At 67.8% G+C, this 18,215-nt stretch carries 11 protein-coding genes and 1 pseudogene; 6 read left to right on the top strand and 6 right to left on the bottom strand.

Features of this window, described 5'->3' with window-relative positions; translation table 11 throughout:
- Window positions 1-147: 147 nt before the first annotated feature.
- From coaA to ACYVGQ_RS12785, 3 genes are all read right to left on the bottom strand, one after another.
- Window positions 148-1,098, bottom strand: a complete 951-nt coding sequence (gene coaA / locus ACYVGQ_RS12795; RefSeq protein ID WP_460785457.1) for a type I pantothenate kinase — start codon at window positions 1,096-1,098, stop codon at window positions 148-150.
- A 77-nt stretch (window positions 1,099-1,175) separates the two neighbouring features.
- Window positions 1,176-2,678: a response regulator transcription factor gene (locus ACYVGQ_RS12790; protein ID WP_460785024.1), complete on the bottom strand. Its 1,503-nt coding sequence runs from the start codon at window positions 2,676-2,678 to the stop codon at window positions 1,176-1,178.
- A 73-nt stretch (window positions 2,679-2,751) separates the two neighbouring features.
- Complete coding sequence (locus ACYVGQ_RS12785; protein WP_460785023.1) at window positions 2,752-7,947, bottom strand: DUF7927 domain-containing protein; 5,196 nt, start codon at window positions 7,945-7,947, stop codon at window positions 2,752-2,754.
- A gap of 245 nt (window positions 7,948-8,192) precedes the next feature.
- Here ACYVGQ_RS12785 and ACYVGQ_RS12780 point away from each other — a divergent pair.
- The 3 genes and pseudogenes from ACYVGQ_RS12780 to ACYVGQ_RS12770 form a co-directional block, all read left to right on the top strand.
- Window positions 8,193-9,128 (top strand): annotated as a pseudogene (locus ACYVGQ_RS12780) (Ppx/GppA phosphatase family protein); the annotation flags it as partial.
- A gap of 209 nt (window positions 9,129-9,337) precedes the next feature.
- Window positions 9,338-10,036 carry an arsenate reductase/protein-tyrosine-phosphatase family protein gene (locus ACYVGQ_RS12775; RefSeq protein ID WP_460785022.1) on the top strand — a complete coding sequence of 233 codons (699 nt, stop codon included), beginning with the start codon at window positions 9,338-9,340 and terminating at the stop codon, window positions 10,034-10,036.
- Between the two features lie 162 nt (window positions 10,037-10,198).
- Window positions 10,199-11,197 carry an IS481 family transposase gene (locus tag ACYVGQ_RS12770; RefSeq protein ID WP_460785021.1) on the top strand — a complete coding sequence of 333 codons (999 nt, stop codon included), beginning with the start codon at window positions 10,199-10,201 and terminating at the stop codon, window positions 11,195-11,197.
- On the opposite strand, the gene ACYVGQ_RS12765 is transcribed toward ACYVGQ_RS12770, so the two are convergent.
- Window positions 11,194-11,943, bottom strand: a complete 750-nt coding sequence (locus tag ACYVGQ_RS12765) for a lysostaphin resistance A-like protein (protein WP_460785020.1) — start codon at window positions 11,941-11,943, stop codon at window positions 11,194-11,196. The two genes, ACYVGQ_RS12770 and ACYVGQ_RS12765, sit on opposite strands and share 4 nt — an antisense overlap.
- Window positions 11,944-12,028: 85 nt before the next feature.
- On the opposite strand from ACYVGQ_RS12765, the gene ACYVGQ_RS12760 reads away from it, so the two are divergent.
- From ACYVGQ_RS12760 to ACYVGQ_RS12750, 3 genes are all read left to right on the top strand, one after another.
- On the top strand, window positions 12,029-13,528 hold the full coding sequence (locus ACYVGQ_RS12760; protein WP_460785019.1) for a tyrosine-protein kinase domain-containing protein: 1,500 nt from the start codon (window positions 12,029-12,031) through the stop codon (window positions 13,526-13,528).
- Between the two features lie 3 nt (window positions 13,529-13,531).
- Complete coding sequence (locus tag ACYVGQ_RS12755; RefSeq protein ID WP_460785018.1) at window positions 13,532-14,449, top strand: hypothetical protein; 918 nt, start codon at window positions 13,532-13,534, stop codon at window positions 14,447-14,449.
- Between the two features lie 113 nt (window positions 14,450-14,562).
- The gene (locus ACYVGQ_RS12750; protein WP_460785017.1) at window positions 14,563-16,107 is read left to right on the top strand and encodes a sugar transferase; all 1,545 of its coding nucleotides are present in this window, start codon (window positions 14,563-14,565) and stop codon (window positions 16,105-16,107) included.
- Window positions 16,108-16,215: 108 nt separating this feature from the next.
- Here the strand turns inward: ACYVGQ_RS12750 and ACYVGQ_RS12745 are convergent, their stop codons facing one another.
- Window positions 16,216-17,208, bottom strand: coding sequence for a glycosyltransferase family 2 protein (locus ACYVGQ_RS12745; RefSeq protein ID WP_460785016.1), 993 nt, complete (start codon window positions 17,206-17,208; stop codon window positions 16,216-16,218).
- A gap of 8 nt (window positions 17,209-17,216) precedes the next feature.
- Window positions 17,217-18,173: a hypothetical protein gene (locus ACYVGQ_RS12740; RefSeq protein ID WP_460785015.1), complete on the bottom strand. Its 957-nt coding sequence runs from the start codon at window positions 18,171-18,173 to the stop codon at window positions 17,217-17,219.
- Window positions 18,174-18,215 lie beyond the last annotated feature (42 nt).

The following is an 18,215-nucleotide window of genomic DNA, read 5'->3' as shown; positions in this document are numbered from 1 at the left end:
TGTAGCGCCCGCCGAGAACAGCAGCGCGACTCGGGAAACGACAGCACGAGTCGGGAAACAGCAGCACGAGTCGGGAAACGACAGCGCACCTCGGGAAACGACAGCACGCCCCGGAAACGACAGCACGCCTCGAAACCGCGCAGCCCGTCACACCTTGCGCAGCAGCACGCTCTCCACGGCGTGGTCGGCGCCCTTGTTCAGCACGAGCGTCGCCCGGTGCCTGGTGGGCATGACATTCTCGACGAGGTTCGGCATGTTGATGTCGTTCCAGTAGCCGAGCGCGGTCTGCACCGCCTCCTCGTCCGTGAGGTGCGCGAACACGTTGAAGTACGAGGAGGGATTGCTGAAGGCGCCCTGGCGCAGCGCGAGGAAGCGATCGACGTACCACCGCTCGATGTGCGCGGTGTCGGCGTCGACGAAGATCGAGAAGTCGAAGAGGTCGCTCACCGCGACGTCGTTGGGAGCCGGCGGCGGCTGCAGCACGTTCAACCCCTCCACGATCACCACGTCCGGACGGCGCACGACCACATGCGCATCGGGGACGATGTCGTAGCGCATGTGGGAGTAGAACGGCGCCCGCACCTCGTCCGCGCCGGATTTCACCTCGGTGAGGAACGAGATCAGCGCCCGGCGGTCGTAGGACTCGGGGAAGCCCTTGCGATCCATGAGTCCTCGACGCTCCAGCTCGGCGTTCGGATAGAGGAAGCCGTCCGTCGTCACGAGCTCGACGCGCGGAGTGCCGGGCCAGCGGCTCATGAGCTCGCGCAGCAGGCGCGCGATGGTGGACTTGCCGACCGCGACGGATCCGGCGACCCCGACCACGAACGGCGTCGTGGTGTCGTCCTCCTGCAGGAAGGCGCTCGTCGCCGCCCCGAGCTGCCTGGTGGCGCTGGCGTAGAGGCTGAGGAGCCGGCTCAGCGGAAGGTAGACCTCGCGGACCTCGTCGAGCTCGAGCCGGTCGCCGAGTCCGCGCAGGGCGACGACCTCGGTCTCGGTGAGGGGCTGATCCAAACCCAGGGCCAGCCGCGCCCACTCGCCGCGATCGATCTCCCGATACGGGGACAGCGGCAGCAGCGGATCGGTGGTCACGCACAACATCGTATCGGCGCCGGCGGTCCCGCCCGTCACGGGTGCGCTCCACGGACGGGGACGACGCCTCCGGGGCACGCCGTCTGTCAGAGCAGACCTCGCCCGTACGCCTCGCCGAGGAGGGCATCGCGACTGGAGACGCCGAACTTGCGGTAGAGACCGGCGACCTGCGTCTTGATCGTGTTCATCGAGACGAAGAGGCGCTCGGCGATCTCCCGACGGCTCAGCCCCTCGCCGAGGCACGCCAGAACCTCGACCTCACGGGGCGTCAGCAGCGGTCCCTTCGGTCCCCATTCCGGGGATTCACCGCGGAGGACGGATCGGACGTACTCCCCCACGCGTCCGCCGACGGCGAGATTGAAGCGGGACAGGCCTTCGGCGAGCTGCTCGATCTGGCCGCGCGCCGCCTCGGCGGCAGCCGTCTCGTTCAACGCATGGTGGGCGAGGGACACGAGGCTCAGCCGCCAGATCTCCAGCTGACGCAGTCCGGAGGTCTGCGAGGCGACGCCGCTGACCGTCGCGAGCGCCTGCATCGGGTTGCCCGCCTCCAGCGCGACTCCGGCCGAGAGGAGCGCGGTGAGAGACATCCCCGCATCCGAGGCCGCCAGGCCCGTGCGCGCGAGCGCCCATCGACGAGCGCTCACGGCCATCGCCGCACGGGTGAGCGGGATCGCACTGCCCGGCAGCCCCTGGCCGCTGTCGCTTCCCGGAAGACGGGCGTCCTCGAGGACCGTGAGCAGATTCTCGACCTCCTTGACTCCCGCGAGGGCGGCGGGGCCGAGGGCGAGGACGTAGTACGGCCAGATCTCGCCGAGTTCGCGGCGGTTCACGGGAAGGAGGCGCTGGAGGGCGTCCGAGGTGTCCGGCTCTTCGATGAGAGCCTCGGCGAGCCGGAGACTCATCTCGACGAGAGGATCGGCCCAGCTCGCCGTGCGCGGGATCCGGGACGCGTCGTCTATCTCGCGACGCGCGAGGTCGGGATCGCCGACGAGCGCGTGGATGAGCGCCGTCTTGGCGTGAGCATCCCGTAGGAGGAAGGCGAGATCTGCGGGGGGATCCGTCCATTTGACGCGCTCGAACTCGGCGAGCGCGCCTCGGAAGTCTCCGGCCAGCATGCACGTGATCCCGACCTGCACGGCGATGAAGGAGCTGCCGCCCTGAGACCCGTCCACGAGCGCGTTGCGCACAGGAGGCTCCGCCCTGACGCGTTCGATCAGGGAGATCGCCGTGCTGAGCTCGCCCCGCAGGCGCGCCTCGAGGACACCCATGGCCGCCGCCATGCCGCGACTGGCCGGATCCATCGTCTTCCGACCGGCCTGCGTCATGTCCTCGAGCGGCGGCATCTGCTCGCCGCGGAGCAGCGCCAGGGTGTAGCGGGCCAGCGGCCTGCTCCGGATGGACGGCTCCGGCGCGGCCTCGAGGACCGACCGCAGCTCGCTCTGCCCGAGCCCGAACCATGCGCGGACGTAGTGCGCTTCGAACAGCTCGGGAATCCGTTCCCGAGGACCGACGTCCCTGAGATCGCGCAGCGTCGCTGCGATGTTGACCGTGGCTCGCTCAGCTACTTCCCCAGTGGCGCTGATGATCAAACCTCCTGCTGGTGATCCTATCGATTGCACGCGGAGGGTCGGGGCGGCCGAGGCCGTCCCGACCCTCCGCGGGTCAGGCGCCCTCGGCGCGGCGGCGCAGCACCAGGGCCGCACCGACGAGCACGAGCAGCAGACTGAGCCCGAGGATCCCCAGCGCGAGCTGTCCGCCGGTGACCGCCAGGGGCGTGAGCACGGGGTGCTCGGTCCCGCTCGGCGGCGGCGTGAGGGTCGTCCCGCCCGGCGGCGTCGCGGAGGACACGGCCACGTTCCTCAGCGTCTGCCCCGCAGCATCCTCGTCCACGGTCACCGAATAGGTGATCGTGACGGTCTCGCCCTCGGCGAGGCTGCCGGCCCACCGCAGCTCCGTGCCGTCCAGCGCCGGAGCGGCCGCGGAACGGTCCCCGACCTGTGCCACGACGTCGTCGTTGTAGGTCGCGTGGCGCAGCACGTCGCTGAGGTCATCGGTGATGGTGACCTCGTTCAGCGCCGTCTCGCCGGTGTTGACGCCGGTGAGCGTGTACGTCACGACGCTGCCCGCGGTGACGGAGGTGCCGGATGCCGGATCGGCGCTCTTCTGGAACGTGTAGCCCGGTGCGCCCACAGGGTGCTCGGTCGTCGAGGGCGGCGGCGTGAGCTCGGCGCCGCCCGGGGGCACCGCGGTCCCGGCGACGGTGTTCAGGATGCTCTCTCCGCCGGCGTCGCCGTCCACGGTCACCGAGTAGGTGATCGTGACGCGCTCGCCTACCGCGAGCGCTCCCTTCCAGGAGAGCTCGTCACCGACGATCTCCGGCGCCGCGGCATCCGCGCCCTCGACGACGGCGACGGCGTCGTCGTTGTATGCGGCATGCGCGAGCACGCCCGACAGGTCGTCCGCGATCGTGACCGGATCCAGCGCCGTCTCCCCCGTGTTGACACCGGTCACCGTGTAGGTGATGACGCTGCCGGGATCGACACGGGAGCCCGAGGCGGGATCCGCGGTCTTCAGGACCGAGAAGCCGGGCTCGTTGACCGGATGCTCGACCGTGGCCGGCGGGGTCTCGATCGGGGGGACGCCGCCCGGAGGCGTCGCCGCCCCCTCGACGGAGTTCGCGATGGTCTCGCCTCCGGCGTCGCCGTCCACGGTCACCGAGTAGACGATCGTGACGGTCTCGCCGATCGCGAGCGAACCGCTCCACGACAGCACGTCGCCGGCGATCGACGGGGCCTCGACCGCGTCACCGTCGATCGTCGCGACGGCGTCGCCATTGTAGGCCGCGTGCGCGAGCACACCCGAGAGGTCGTCCGCGATCGTCACCGGATCCAGCACCGTCTCACCGGTGTTGACGCCCGTCACCGTGTAGGTGATGACGCTGCCGGGATCGACACTGGAGCCCGAGGCGGGGTCCGCGGACTTGGACACCGAGAAGCCGGGCACGTTGACGGGGTTCTCCGTGGTCCCGGGCGGAGGCGTGAGCTCCTCCCCGCCCGGAGGCGTGGCGGTGCCCGTCGCCGAGTTCGCCAGAACCTCGCCCACGGCGTCCGGGCCGACGGTGACCGAGTAGGTGATCGTGACGGCCTCGCCGACCGCGAGCGGCCCCTCCCAGCTCAACGCGTCGTCCACGATCGACGGAACGGCGGCCGCCTCCCCGTCGATCGTCGCGACGGCGTCGCCGTTGTAGACCGCATGCGCGAGCACACCCGAGAGGTCGTCCGCGATCGTCACCGGATCCAGCACCGTCTCACCGGTGTTGGTCCCGATCAGCGTGTAGGTGAGCACCTGTCCGGGATCGACGGCGGTGCCGGATGCCGGGTCCACGGACTTCGAGAAGGTGAAGCCGGGCTCGTTGACCGGGTGCTCGGTGGTGACGGGCGGCGGCACCAGCGGCGTGCCGGGCGTCGTCGGGCTGTCGGGGTCGCTCGGGTCCTCCGGCAGGAGCGGGGTCGCCTCGCCCGTGACGGAGTTGCGGATGATCTCCCCGCCGGCGTCCGCGGCGACGGTCACCGAGTAGGTGATGACGATGTCCTGCCCCGGGGCCAGAGCGCCTTCCCAGGCGAGGGTGTCCCCCGTCACCGTCGCCGTCCCGCGCGAGGCGGAGACATCGCCGTTGTACTCGGCGTGGGAGAGCGCCCCGGAGAGGTCGTCGACGATCTCGGCCGGATCGAGCACGGTGTCGCCGGAGTTCGTGCCGGTGACGGTGTACTCGATCACGCTGCCCGGATCCACGCGCGTGCCGGTGGCCGGATCCGCCGTCTTGGTCACCTCGAAGGCGGGGTTGGCGACCGGGTGCTCCGTCGTGGCCGGGGGCGGCGTGACGGGCTCTCCCGGCGCCGTCGGGCTCTCGGGATCCGTGGGGTCCTCGGGGATCAGCGGCGTGGCCTCCCCCTCGGCGGTGTTGCGCAGCAGGACGCCGGTGGCGTCCTCGTCCACCGTCACCGAGTACGTGATGACGACCTCGTCGCCCGGCGCGAGCGTCCCGGTCCAGCTCAGGTCCGTGCCCGTCACCGTCGCCGAGCCCGTCGTCGCTGCGACATCGCCGTTGTACCCCGCGTGCGAGAGCACCGCAGACAGGTCGTCGGCGATCGAGGCGGGGTCGAGGACCGTGTTGCCCGTGTTCGTGCCCGTGACGGTGTACTCGATCGTGTCGCCCGCCCGCACGGCGGTGCCCGATGCCGGATCCGCCGTCTTGGCGACCTCGAAGCCGGGGTCCACGACGGGATGCGTCGTCTCCGCGGGCGGCGGGACGATCGGCGTGCCCGGGACCGTCGGGCTGTCAGGGTCGGAGGGATCCTCGGGGATCTGCGGCGTCGCCTCGCCGGTTGCGGTGTTGCGCAGGAGCGCGCTCTCGACGCCCTCGTCCACCGTCACCGAGTAGGTGATCGTGACGGACTGCCCCTGCGGGATGGCCCCCGTCCAGGCGAGGGTCTCGCCGGCGACCTGGGCCGTGCCGCGGGTGGCCGCGACGTCGCCGTTGTAGCCGGCGTTCGCCAGGACTCCGGAGAGGTCGTCGATGATCTCGGCCGGATCGAGCGCGGTGTCGCCGGTGTTCGTCCCGACGATCGTGTACTCGATCGTGTCTCCGGCGCGCACGGCGGTTCCCGAGGCGGGATCGGCCGACTTGCCGATCGTGAAGCCGGAGCCGATCACCGGATGCTGCGTCGTGACGTCCGGCGGATCGATCGGCTCGCCGGGGATCTGCGGACCGTCCGGGTCCGCGGGATCCGGGGTGGTCGGCGTCGCCGTGCCCGAGACCGTGTTGCGGAGGATCTCGCCCGACGCGTCCTCGGCGACGGTCGCCGAATAGGTGATGGTCACCGTCTGGCCCGGCTGCAGCGTGCCGCTCCAGGCGAGGTCGTCGCCGGTGATGGCGGCCGCCCCGGCGGTCACGGGGGTGCCGTCGATCGCGGTGACGATGTCGTCGTTGTATTCAGCGGCGGCGAGGACGGCGGAGAGATCGTCGGCGATGGACGCCGGGTTGAGCACGGTGGCGCCGGTGTTGGTCCCCGTGACGGTGTAGGAGATCGTCTGGCCGGGCTCCACGACGGATCCCGATGCCGGGTCGGCGCTCTTGGCGATCTCGAAGCCGGCGATCGGATGCTCGGTGGTGACCGCGGGCGGGACGAGCGGGTCGAACGGTCCCGGCGGCGTGCCGGACGCGGTCACCCGGTTGACGATGCTCTCACCCTCGACGTCCTCGTCGACGACCACCGAGTAGGTGATCGTGACGGTCTCCCCCGGCTCGAGGACACCCGTCCAGACGAGGTCGTCGCCGGTGATCGTAGCGGGGCCGGAGGCGACCGGAATGCCGTCGATCGCCGTCGCGACGTCGTCCTGATACTCGGCGTGGTCGAGGACGCCCGAGAGGTCGTCGGCGATGTCGACGGGGTCGAGCGTCGTGTTGCCCGTGTTCTCCGCCTCGACCGTGTAGGCGATGGTCTGCCCCGCGACGACGGCGGCGCCGTCCGCGGGGTCGGACGTCTTGCGCAGCTCCAGCCCGGGGATCAGACGCGTGTTGACGAAGGTGCAGACCACCTCGGTGCCGAGATCGCCGGCGGGCTGGGTCACCTGATCGGCGGCGTTCACGGGGACGGGCGTGGTCGTGCCGTCCGGGTTCTGCTGCTCGCAGCTCAGCGAGGCGTCGTACCGATCGAGATCCGTCGTTCCCTGGGCGATCTCGGAGAGGTCGAAGACATCGCCCTGGTTGGTGAAGACGGGACCCGCGTAGTCGGGCTGCACCCCGGTGGCGTCGCCGGTGGTCACGGCCGTCGTCTGCGGGACCTGGTAGTCCGCGGGCGAATCGATGCGGAGGCCGAACTGATCGGTCGCGGCCTGACGGCCGTTCGGCAGGTCCTTCTTCACGGTGAGGGTGTTCGGGAACGTGCAGCTGGCCATGTCCGTGGGCGAGAACCCGCTGAGCGGGGTCGTGTTGATCGTCTCGCCGCGCGCGAGGTCCACCTCGATGATGCGGCTGCCGCCGTTCGCGACGGAGACGAAGATGTGCCCCCGGTTCCCGAAGGCGATGCCGTTGCCCTCGACGCCGGCGCCCATGTCGTGCACCTGCTTGGCGTCGATCGTGGCGGTGCTCGAGGTGAGCGTCGTGGGGATGTCTGCCGCGTAGATGTAACGGTCCGCGACGAGGACCAGCTGGCCCGAGGCGCTGAACGCCATGTCGCCGTTCGCTCCGAAGCCGTCGCTTCCCGCCGTGGGCCGGAGGGTGCCCACCTGCACGTAGGTCTGCGGGGTGGCGCTCTCGTTCCACGCGTAGAGGCTGATCGCGTTGTTCGTCGTGCTGCTCGCGAAGTAGTACACGCCGGTGGAGGGGTGCACCGCGCCGCGCAGGATCGAGGCGTTGAGCGTGAACGCCGTGCGCGTCGTCTCGTTCGTGACGCGATCGTGCTTCGCGAGGGTCTTGCTGGAGCCTCCGTTCGTCACGGTGTAGGCATAGCGCCCGCCCGCCGACATCCCGAGCCCGTTGTCCGAGTGGTTCGCGCCGAGGCTTTCGGTCACCAGGGTGCCGCCGTCGCCCGCAGGGCCGCCCTGCACGTTGACGGCGAACTCGCGGACCTGCGATGTGCTCTGCACGTAGACGGCGCCCGGCGTGCACAGGAACGGATCGGCCGCCGATGCCGGCGCGGCGGTGACGAGGCCTGCGACGACGAGTGAGGACGCGACGACGGCGATGCTCGCGGATCCGCCGGCGAGCCGTTTCAGGCCGCGGCGCCAGCGATCGCGGCCGGGCGATCGTGGATGCTCGGATGTCAGGCGGTGCACGCGCGCAACACGGAATCTCAAGGCTGCCTCCCCAGGCTGTTTCCGCGTGGCGTTCGCGCACGCGAGGGCCCCAGGCCGCGTGGCACGGCTGCACGACCATCGCGCCGTCGGGAATCGGGCGCGAGGATGTCAGGGGTCCTCGCAATCCTGGCGGCCTCAGGACGGCGCGCTCGGCGGATCCGATCGATTTCACCCCGGCATTCACCCTGTGACCCCTGTCGTGGATGACGTCCGAGCACCGCACATGGGCGGAGTAGTCTCTTCCCGTGCGCCTGGGAGTCATCGACATCGGTTCGAACACCGTCCACCTGCTGGCCGCGGACGTGCGCCCCGGCGGTCGCCCACAGGCGGCGACGAGCGATCGCACCGTGCTCCGGCTGATGCGCTACCTCGCCGAGGACGGATCCATCGCCGAGGAAGGCGTGCGCGCCCTCGAATCCGCCGTCACGAGGGCTCGCACGGTCGCAGAGACCGAGAACGTGGATGCGCTGCTGGCGACCGCCACCAGCGCGGTGCGCGAGGCCCGCAACGGACCGGAGGTCATCGCGCGCATCGAGGCCGCCCTCGGTCAGAGCCTGCAGGTGCTCGACGGCGAGACCGAGGCGGAGCTGACGTTCCTGGCCGTGCGGCGCTGGTTCGGCTGGTCCGCCGGACAGCTGCTGCTGCTCGACATCGGCGGCGGGTCGCTCGAGATCGCCGCCGGCGGCGACGAGATCCCTGACGCTGCGGCGTCGGTTCCTCTCGGGGCGGGACGGATGACCGTGGAGTTCCTCCCGGACGATCCGCCGGGCGAGCTTCCCGTCGAAAGGCTCAGGGCGCACGCCACCCGGGTCCTCTCGCACGTGACGCCGAAGTTCACCGCGCTCCCCCGGCCCGATCATGTGGTCGGCTCCTCGAAGGCGATCCGCTCCCTCGCGCGCCTCGTCGGCTATCCGGTGCCGGGCTGGTCGGGGATCGACCGCATGGTGCTGCCCCGCGAAGCGCTCGGCTCCTGGATCCCTCGGCTTGCGCGCCTGCCGGCATCCGCGCGTCAGGAGCTGCCCGGTATCACGCCCGACCGCACGTTCCAGATCGTCGCCGCAGCGGTGTCGCTGCACTCGGCCATGCGGATGCTGGACATCGCCGAGCTCGAGGTGTCGCCCTGGGCGCTGCGCGAGGGCGTGCTGCTGCGGTATATCGAGTCGCTGAGCTGGGGCGGTCCGCGCGGCGGACCCACGTTTCACCTTTCGGGCTCCACGCCGTTTGACCTGAAGCGGTGCCCCGAATGGCCGCCTCCCACCCCAGAACGCGACCACACGAGACACCTCTCTCCCAACCACCCGACCACACGGGGCACCTCCCAACGGGACGAGACCGGGCGATAGCCCGCGCGAAACGGAGAGGCGACCGCGCCAGGCCGTAGGGTGAAGCCATGATGCGCTTCGAGCCTCCCCCGGCCGCCATGAGCCGCAGGGAATGGCGGCGCCTGCGCGAGGAGAACGCCGGCGGAGATGACGCGGCGGAACCCGGGGGTGCACCGCTGCGAATCCTCACGATCTGCACCGGCAATGTCTGCCGCTCCCCTATGGCCGAGGTACTACTGCGCGCACGTCTCGAAGGCCTCGGCGTCGACGTGCACAGCGCAGGATCGCGCGCACTCGTTGGTCGCGAGATGCCCGAGCCGGCTCAGCGGCTCGCGATCGCGCACGGCGCCTCCGCTGAGGATGCCGCAGCGCATCGCGCACGCCTGCTGACCGAGTCCGTGGCAGCGGACGCCGATCTGATCCTCGCGATGAGCAGAGAGCATCGCACTGCTGCAGTCGAGCGGGCGCCCCAGCTGCTGCGCCGTACTTTCACTGCACGCGAGTTCGCCCGCCTGTCCGCTTCGTTGACCGACGAGGACGTGCGCACCGCAGCGGAAGCTGCCGGGACCGATCCGCGCGCACGTCTGTCGGCCGTGCTGGCGCTGGTGACCCTGCAGCGCGGACGCGTCGCCCCAGTGCCACCGCAGGAGGAGGATGTGCTCGACCCCTACCGCCGAGATTCTTCCGTCTATGAGGCTTCCGCCGCGCAGCTGGTACCCGCTGTCGGCGAGTTCAGCAGGGTTCTGCGTGCGGCGCTGATGCGCTGAGCCGGGCGTTGTCCGTCGATGGTGTCGCCGGACGGCGTTGGGCTAGCTGTGATGTCCAGGGACGTTGTTGCGTGAATCGCGCGTGATCTGCTGACGGGTGAAGGCCTCCCGTTGCGAGAGTGGAGCTGTCTAGGAACCGCTCACGCATCACAGGAGGCCTTCGTGTCCCACGCTAGCGCTGCTCTCACCCCACGCGCTCGATTGCGGCTGGCCAAGCTCATCGTCGAGGAGAACTGGCCGGTCGCTGTCGCGGCGAAGATGTTCATGACCTCACCGCCCACTGCCCGTAAATGGGCAGACCGGTTCCGGTCTGAAGGGCCCGCGGGCATGGCCGACCGGTCCAGCCGGCCACGCTCCACGCCGACCAAAACGCCGCTCACGGTCGTGAAACAGATCGTGAAGGCGCGGTGGCGCAGACGGCTCGGGCCGGTGCAGATCGGCGGTGAACTCGGTATCCCTGCTTCGACCGTGCACGCCGTGTTGGTTCGCGCTCGGATCAACAGGCTCAGCCATATCGACCGGGTCACCGGCGAGCCCATCCGCCGCTACGAGCACGACCATCCCGGCTCGCTGATCCACGTCGACGTCACCAAGTTCGGCAACGTCCCCGACGGCGGCGGGTGGCGCTACGTGGGCAAGCAGCAGGGCGACAGGAACCGGTCCGCGACAGTGGAGCGCACTGGCGCACCCCGCTCGAAATGGCGCGGCCCGCTGCTGGGCACAGCCTTCCTCCACACCGTCATCGACGACCACTCCCGCGTTGCCTATATCGAGATCTGCACCGACGAGAAGGCCGCCACCGCGATCGGAGTGCTCGAACGCGCGATCGCCTGGTTCGCAGAGCATGGCGTCAGCGTTGAGCGCGTCCTTTCAGACAACGGCTCCGCCTACCGCTCGCACGCCTGGCGCGATACCTGCGCGACACTCGGAATCCGGCACAAACGAACCCGCCCCTATCGGCCACAGACCAATGGCAAGATCGAGCGTTTCCACCGCACCCTCGCCGACGGCTGGGCCTACGCCCGCTTCTACGAAACTGAATCCGAACGCCGAGCCGCACTACCCCACTGGCTACACTTCTACAATCACCACAGGCACCACTCCGCAATCGGAGCCCCACCCATCAGCAGACTCAACAACCTCCCTGGACATCACAGCTAGCCGAGCAGTGTGCCCGCGACGGTGAGGAGCACCCCGGTGCCGTTGTACACGAGATGTACAAGGACGGCGGGCCAGATCCGCCCCGTGAAGACGACGAGCATCCCGCAGGCGAGTCCGACCAGCACCAGGCTCACCAGGTCGGCGGACGTCACGGACGAGACGAGCAGATGCGTGAGGACGAACAGTCCCGTCGACGCGACGACGGCGACGAACCCCGCGATGCCGATGCCTGAGCCGTCGCGCCCGGCGAAACGGCGCACGACGGTGAAGATCCCGACGAGCAGCAGTCCGCGGAAGAAGAGCTCCTCCACCACCGGTGCGACGAACACTCCTCCGAGCAGATCCTCCGCCCACCACAGCGAAGGCAGCGCGCCGCCGAGCGTCGCATACGACGGCAGCGCCCCTGATCCCCCGAAGGCGAGCTCCAGCCATCCCTGGGCAAGGCGCAGGATGCCGCCGAGCACGATCGCGTAGAGGAGGTCGACACCGCGGAAATGCAGCAGTCCCCGGGGGATGCCTCGGCGGAAGGCGAGGATCACAGGGACCAGCATCCCCGCCCAGAGGAGCGCAGTGCCCGGGAGTCCGCCCAGCCAGGCGCCGAGCAGCACCCCCGCGCCGAGGCCGAGCGCCGCCCAGCCGAGCACCTCGCTGTTCCACCGGCGCACGGAGGAGCCGCCGCGCCACCAGGGACGGCGTCGGTGCGACCGTGAACGGGAGCGCTCGCGGGTTCGGGTGTCGGCAGGCATCGTCGACAAGGCTACCGGCCGGCCGGGCCCGAGCCTACGGCTGTGCGACAATGAACCCGCGTACCGCGAACCGACGAGAGGCGCCATGGAGCTCAGCGACTACATCCGCATCCTTCGCAAGAACTGGCTGGTGATCGTTGCGACGACGCTGATCGGTCTCGCCGTCGCAGCGGGATACTCGCTGACGCGCACGCCGATGTACGAGGCCCAGGCCGTCGTGTTCGTGCAGTCGCAGGCAGGGGGCACGGTCGCGGAGCTCCAGCAGGGATCCACCTTCGCGCAGTCGCGGATCACCACGTACGTCAGTCTCGTCCGCGAGCCCGTCGTGATGAACCCGGTCATCACCGAGCTCGGCCTCGATCTGTCCGCAGATGAACTGGCCGCGAAGGTGACGTCGTCGAGCCCGCTCAACAGCACCCTCATCCAGATCACGGTGCAGGACGCGGATCCGGTCGCGGCAGCCGATATCGCGAACGCGCTGGGAGCGAGCCTCGCCGCCGCCGTCGAGCGCATCGACACACCGGAGGGACAGGATGCCAGCCCGATCAAGCTGACCAGGGTGCGCGACGCCCTGGCGAGCTACTCGCCGGTGAGCCCGAATGTGCCGCTGAACCTCGCTCTGGGCGTGCTCGTCGGTCTCGCTCTCGGCATCGGCATCGCGGTGCTCCGTGCCGTGCTCGACAACAAGGTCCGATCGCCGCGCGATGTCGATGCGCTCACGGACCGTCCGCTGATCGGGGCGATCCCGCACGACCCGAAGGCGAAGGAACGGCCTCTCATCCTGCAGGAAGACCCGCTGAACCCGCGTTCCGAGGCGTTCCGGGCGCTGCGCACCAACCTGCAGTTCCTCGAGATGGACGGCGGGCACACGTTCGTCATCACCTCCAGCATCCCGACCGAGGGCAAGTCGACGACGACGATCAACCTCGCCATCGCCCTCGCCGACAGCGGCAAGCGCGTCGCCCTGCTCGATGCCGATCTGCGCAAGCCCAAGGTCGCCGAGTACCTCGGCGTCGAGGGCGGCGCGGGCCTTACGGACGTCCTGATCGGCCGTGCACGCGTCGCCGATGTCCTGCTGCCCTGGGGAGGCCGCTCGCTGTTCGTGCTGCCGGCCGGGAAGATCCCGCCGAACCCGAGCGAGCTCCTGGGATCGGAGCGGATGCAGAAGCTCCTGGACGCGCTGGCCAAGGAGTTCGATGTCGTCCTGTGCGACGCACCTCCGCTGCTGCCCGTCACGGATGCCGCGATCCTCTCCCGCGCGACATCGGGGGCGATCATGGTCGTCGCCGTCGGCCGCACCACCACGCATCAGCTGGACGGGGCGCTGGAGGCGCTGGAGACCGTCGGGGCGAAGGTCGCCGGCGTCGTGCTCACGATGGTGCCGACCAAGGGCGCGGACGCATATGCCTACGGCTATGGGTATGGCTACGGCGGCTATGGCGCATATCAGGTGACAAAGGCCGCGAAGCCCCCGAAGTCCTCCCGGCGCGGGTCGGACGAAGCGGGCGACGGCCCTGAGGCCGGGCTCCGTCGCACGAAGAATCAGGGCGACGCCACCTTCGACGATCTGCTCAAGCCCCGCTGAGCCGTGGCGCGCAGAACCTCGGTCGGTCCCGCTGCCGGGAAATGGCTTCTCGGCGGCGCTGTCGTCGTCCTCGCGATCGTCGCCATAGTGCTGGCGCTGCTCGCCCTGGATCGCGTGAACACTCCGCCGGAGGATGGCGACGTCGCCCCGGTGCCCACGTTCGCGCAATCCACGCCGCAGAGCCCCTCGCCAGCGCCATCCGAGACCGCGGTATCCGTCGCTCCCATCGAGCGCCCGCAGGAGCGCTTCATCGCTGTGGGCTCGGGAGCGCTCTGGCGGGGCACGGCGGGAGCCTGCGGCACCGTCGCGCCTCTGCTGGAGCGTTCGACCGACGGCGGCGAGACGTGGGACGACGTCACCCCTGACTATCTCGAGATCGGCCAGCTCTCGCGTGTGGATGCGTTCGCGGGCGACCAGGCGCAGATCGTGGCGTCGATGGGCGACGGCTGCGAGGTGCAGTCGCTGCGGACGTTCACGCAGGGGCAGTTCTGGGAGTCTTATCCCGAGGTGCTGACGAGCTCGGAATACCTCGATCCGACGAATGCCGGGAGAGTGGTGCTCGCCGTCGGCGAGATCGCGGCGCCCTGCGCCGAGGCCAGGAACCTGCGTTCCTCAGGAGATCTGGTGACCGTCGTCTGCGATGGGACGGCGTACCTGCTCGACGCGGATGCCTCCTGGCAGGCTCTTCCCGCATCGGGAGTCGTGGCTCTCGCCGTGGATGACGTCGATGTAATCGCAGCGCATGTCGACGAGGCGTGCGCCGGGATCGCGCTGACGCGTTACATCGGCGCGGATGCCTCGACGGCGCAGGACGCCGGATGCGTCGCCGAGGCGGATGTCTCCGCCCCGACCGCGATCGCCGCCGAGGGCGAGGACGTACTGGTGTGGTCGGACGAGAGCTGGACGCGCATCGATGGCTGACAGCGACGGCCCTTACCCCAGCGGTCACAGAGCGTCAACCGGAATATCGGTGACCCCCGATTCTGATAGCGTACGCGCAAGGGGAGATCGTCAGATCTTTGAAGGATGAACACGTGACGTCGAGCACTCATATCGACGCGACGACGGAGACGCGAGAAGGACGGGAGACGGTCGGCGTGCCCGAACCGCGGCATGCATCGAGCAATCCATCCGGCGCGCCGACGTTCGACTGGCGTCGGCGCTATGCGCGCAACCTCCTGCTGACCGATCTGCTCGTGCTCATCTGGGTCGTCTACGGCACGCAGATCGCCTGGCTCGGCTTTCGCGGGATCCGCCTGGCCACAGGTTCGATCGAGGGTCTGCCTGCCGTCTCCTACTGGACATTCTCCACAGTGCTCATCCTCGTGTGGATGTGGGCTCTGGGGCTCGTCGATTCACGAAGCCATCGCGTGATCGGAACCGGGACATCCGAGTACGTCCGCGTGACCCGGGCCAGCTTCTCCGTGTTCGGAGCCATCGCGATCGTCGCCTTCCTGACGAAGGTCGAAGTGGCACGCGGCTACCTGCTGATCAGCCTTCCCGTCGGAGTGGTCATGCTGGTCTTCGTTCGGTGGCTGTGGCGCCAGTGGTTGGTGTCGAACCGTCGAACGGGCGCCTATTCGGCGCGCGTGCTCCTGATCGGCTCCGAGAAGTCGATCGCCAACATCGCCGGCGAACTCCGGCGCTCCACGGATGCCGGTTACAGAGTCGTCGGGGCGTGCACCGCCACAGGACCGAGCACTGGCACGATCCCTGGGACAGACATTCCGGTCGTAGGCTCCGTGAGGGCAATCCACGATGCCCTCGACGCTACCGGCGCGGACACCGTTGTCGTCACGAGCAGCGGCGATCTGCCGCCCGGCGGGGTCAAGGAGCTCTCCTGGTCGCTGGAAGCCGGTCGGCAGCATCTCGTGCTCGCGCCGAACATCACGGACATCGCAGGGCCTCGGATCCACACGCGTCCCGTCTCCGGTCTTCCCCTTATTCACGTCGAGACGCCGCGGTTCAGCTCGGGTCAGCGCTTCACGAAGCGACTGACGGACATCATCGGCTCCTTCGTGTTGATCATCCTGTCGTCCCCCGTCCTTGCAATCGTGGCGACCGCTGTGAAGGCTACAAGCTCTGGTCCGCTCCTCTACCGGCAAGAACGAATCGGGCTGAACGGACAGCCGTTCCATATGCTCAAGTTCCGTTCGATGCGCGTCGGTGCGGACAAGGAGCTTCAGGCACTTCTTCAGGCTCAGGGAACGAGTGAGAAACCGCTGTTCAAGGTGAAAGATGACCCGAGGATCACGCCCGTCGGCAGATTCATCCGGAAGTATTCGCTCGACGAGCTGCCGCAGTTCTTCAACGTGCTTGGTGGCTCGATGAGCCTGGTCGGCCCAAGGCCGCAGATAGCGGCGGAAGTAGCGTTGTATTCAGACGTCGCGCGACGGAGACTGCTTGCCCGACCGGGAATCACGGGGCTCTGGCAAGTAAGCGGCCGGAGCGAGATCGACTGGGAGCAGGCTGTTCGCTTGGATCTCTACTATGTCGAGAACTGGTCCCTTCTCGGTGATCTAGCGATCCTGTTCAAGACTTTCAAAGCGGTCATCGCTCCGGGCAGCAGTGCGTATTGAGAGCGTGATCCAAAGTCCTTAAGACGGGTAGGGTGACGGAGAGTTCGCTTCATCGGCGCGCCCAAGTGAACACTCAGCCTGCTGGTCCGCAGATGATCGCATATCAAGCTACAACCTGCTCATCTGCGCACCGCCGTGAGCAGTCCATCGGCCGCGCCCCAACCGACGAAAGGCTGTGCGCGCGAGCGTGGGGGAGATCTTCGCAGCAGCGCAAGTAATGAAGCTTCTTCCGTCAGCCGCCGCATGGATAATGTCGCGCCAACCGACCATTCCACGCAACTTGAGGATGAGCTCATTCGCCTCCCCCGCGAACCGCCAGCACTCTCGCAGAGCCCGAGCGACTATCATGCAGCGGAATCGCGAAACAAGCGAAGCAATACCGTCCCTACCTGACAGACTCTCGTCCGCGATGCTCAGGAGCGCGAGGAAGTTCTGCGGCTGCGGGACGCCTCCGTTGCTTATCGAACCGTCGCGCTGTACATAAGTGTAAAGCGAGTCCGGCACCGTTGCGACTCGCTTCAGCGACAGCATGATCCTCAACAGTCCGCCGTGGTCAGATTTCGAACGGAGAGTGGGAAATGGACTTTCTCCTAGGCACTCACGACGAAACAGTTTATTCCAGAGTGCGCCTGTTCCCAACAGTATGCACTTCAAGGCGTCATTTCCCACAAGCGTCTCGTTGCGCCTGTATCGGATCACAAATTCCTCTTCTTTGAGCAGGGGTCCATATCGATGCACAGCGCTGCAGACGGCAAGATCTGCATCAGCAACGAGGATCGCTTCCAGCATCACAGTCAAGAAGAGATCTGACCACTCATCGTCAATGTCGACGAACCAGACGAATTTTCCGCGGGCAAAGGAAAGAGCAGTGTTTCGAGCGTGAGCAACTCCGCCGTTCTCGGCTAGTTCGATCACCCTGACACGATTGTCCGACGCAGCCACCCTCCGCACGCTCTCGGCAGTACCGTCCGATGAACAGTCATCAACAACGATTACCTCCAAAGGGGCAGCGCCCTGTGAAAGCAACCGCCGCAGTGCGAACTCCACGTAGTCCCGAGCGTTGAAGACCGGGACAACTATCGAGATCGTCGGCACGGGCATTTCTGTCACTATCCACGTCTCCTCTGTGCTCGTCCGAGAACGTCCTGAGCGACTTCTCTCAAGTCGGCCCTCGCTTGCTCAACAGCAAAGGCGACCTCCTGCGCCGAACCAGCAAGACGATCCAGAAATCTCCGCATCTGCAGCGGCGTACTCCCTGGGCCGAGCACACGTTCCGAAAGGTGACCTGCTGCCAACGTTCTCTCGATCTTGACATCATCGTGGCCCAATATCGCACCAGGACACGCGCCATCGATCGCTGCAATTATCAGCACATGTATCCGATTGCTAAGAACTAACACCGAACGGGCATAGACGGCGCGAACCGACGCCTCGACCTCCGCCAAAGATCCGTCTGGCACGGCAATGTGTCTCACACCGAGGCGGCGCGCCATTTTCGCGTTAGAAGAAAAATCGCGTGAGACCTGTGTAACGACGATCAGCTCAAGCTCACGCGCATTGCACCATTCGACCAAGATATTCAAGTCATTATCAGTCGGCAATGCCTTATCGCTGCGATAACTAAGAGCGACCGCATCCCGGTTCTCTCGGTTGGTGAACTGATCCAAAAAGAAGGCCCAATCAGGTGCTAAAGCGCCCCGACCATAGGCTCTTTGAGAGGCAGCATCACGCCACACATTCAGCGCCGCGAGTCTCGTTGCGATCTCGTGACCAAGGCTCCACGGACGCTTACGATCCCGCGCACCTATGCCGACTCGAAAACCTGGATTGCCGAAGAGCCTCCCGACTCCCAAGAGCACTGCGCTCATCGCACCCAGAATAAATTCGGTTCTCGTCGAAGAGATCTCGCCAGGGTTCGAGACGAAGGCACCGCCGTCATTGCGAGATAGACCAGAAAACGCTCGGAAGAACCATCTAGAAGGAGAGCGATAAAGAACCACATCTTCAGGAAGCTCGAGCATATCGACATAGTCACGCGGTGCCTTACCAATGTAAATATGCCACATTCCGAGTCTGCCCACAGCGGAAAACATCGCTCGACGGAGAAG

The organism is Microbacterium tumbae (assembly GCF_054780175.1).
The sequence above is the reverse complement of the archived record's forward strand: the minus strand, read 5'-3'. Positions and strand labels throughout refer to the sequence as shown.

What these genes read in the sequence shown, in the direction of transcription:
- coaA (WP_460785457.1), bottom strand. Translation starts at nt 1,098, where the DNA reads ATGTTGTGCGTGACCACCGATCCGCTGCTGCCGCTGTCCCCGTATCGG.
- ACYVGQ_RS12740 (WP_460785015.1), bottom strand. Translation starts at nt 18,173, where the DNA reads ATGTGGCATATTTACATTGGTAAGGCACCGCGTGACTATGTCGATATG.
- ACYVGQ_RS12760 (WP_460785019.1), top strand. Translation starts at nt 12,029, where the DNA reads ATGGAGCTCAGCGACTACATCCGCATCCTTCGCAAGAACTGGCTGGTG.
- ACYVGQ_RS12775 (WP_460785022.1), top strand. Translation starts at nt 9,338, where the DNA reads ATGATGCGCTTCGAGCCTCCCCCGGCCGCCATGAGCCGCAGGGAATGG.
- ACYVGQ_RS12745 (WP_460785016.1), bottom strand. Translation starts at nt 17,208, where the DNA reads ATGCCCGTGCCGACGATCTCGATAGTTGTCCCGGTCTTCAACGCTCGG.
- ACYVGQ_RS12765 (WP_460785020.1), bottom strand. Translation starts at nt 11,943, where the DNA reads ATGCCTGCCGACACCCGAACCCGCGAGCGCTCCCGTTCACGGTCGCAC.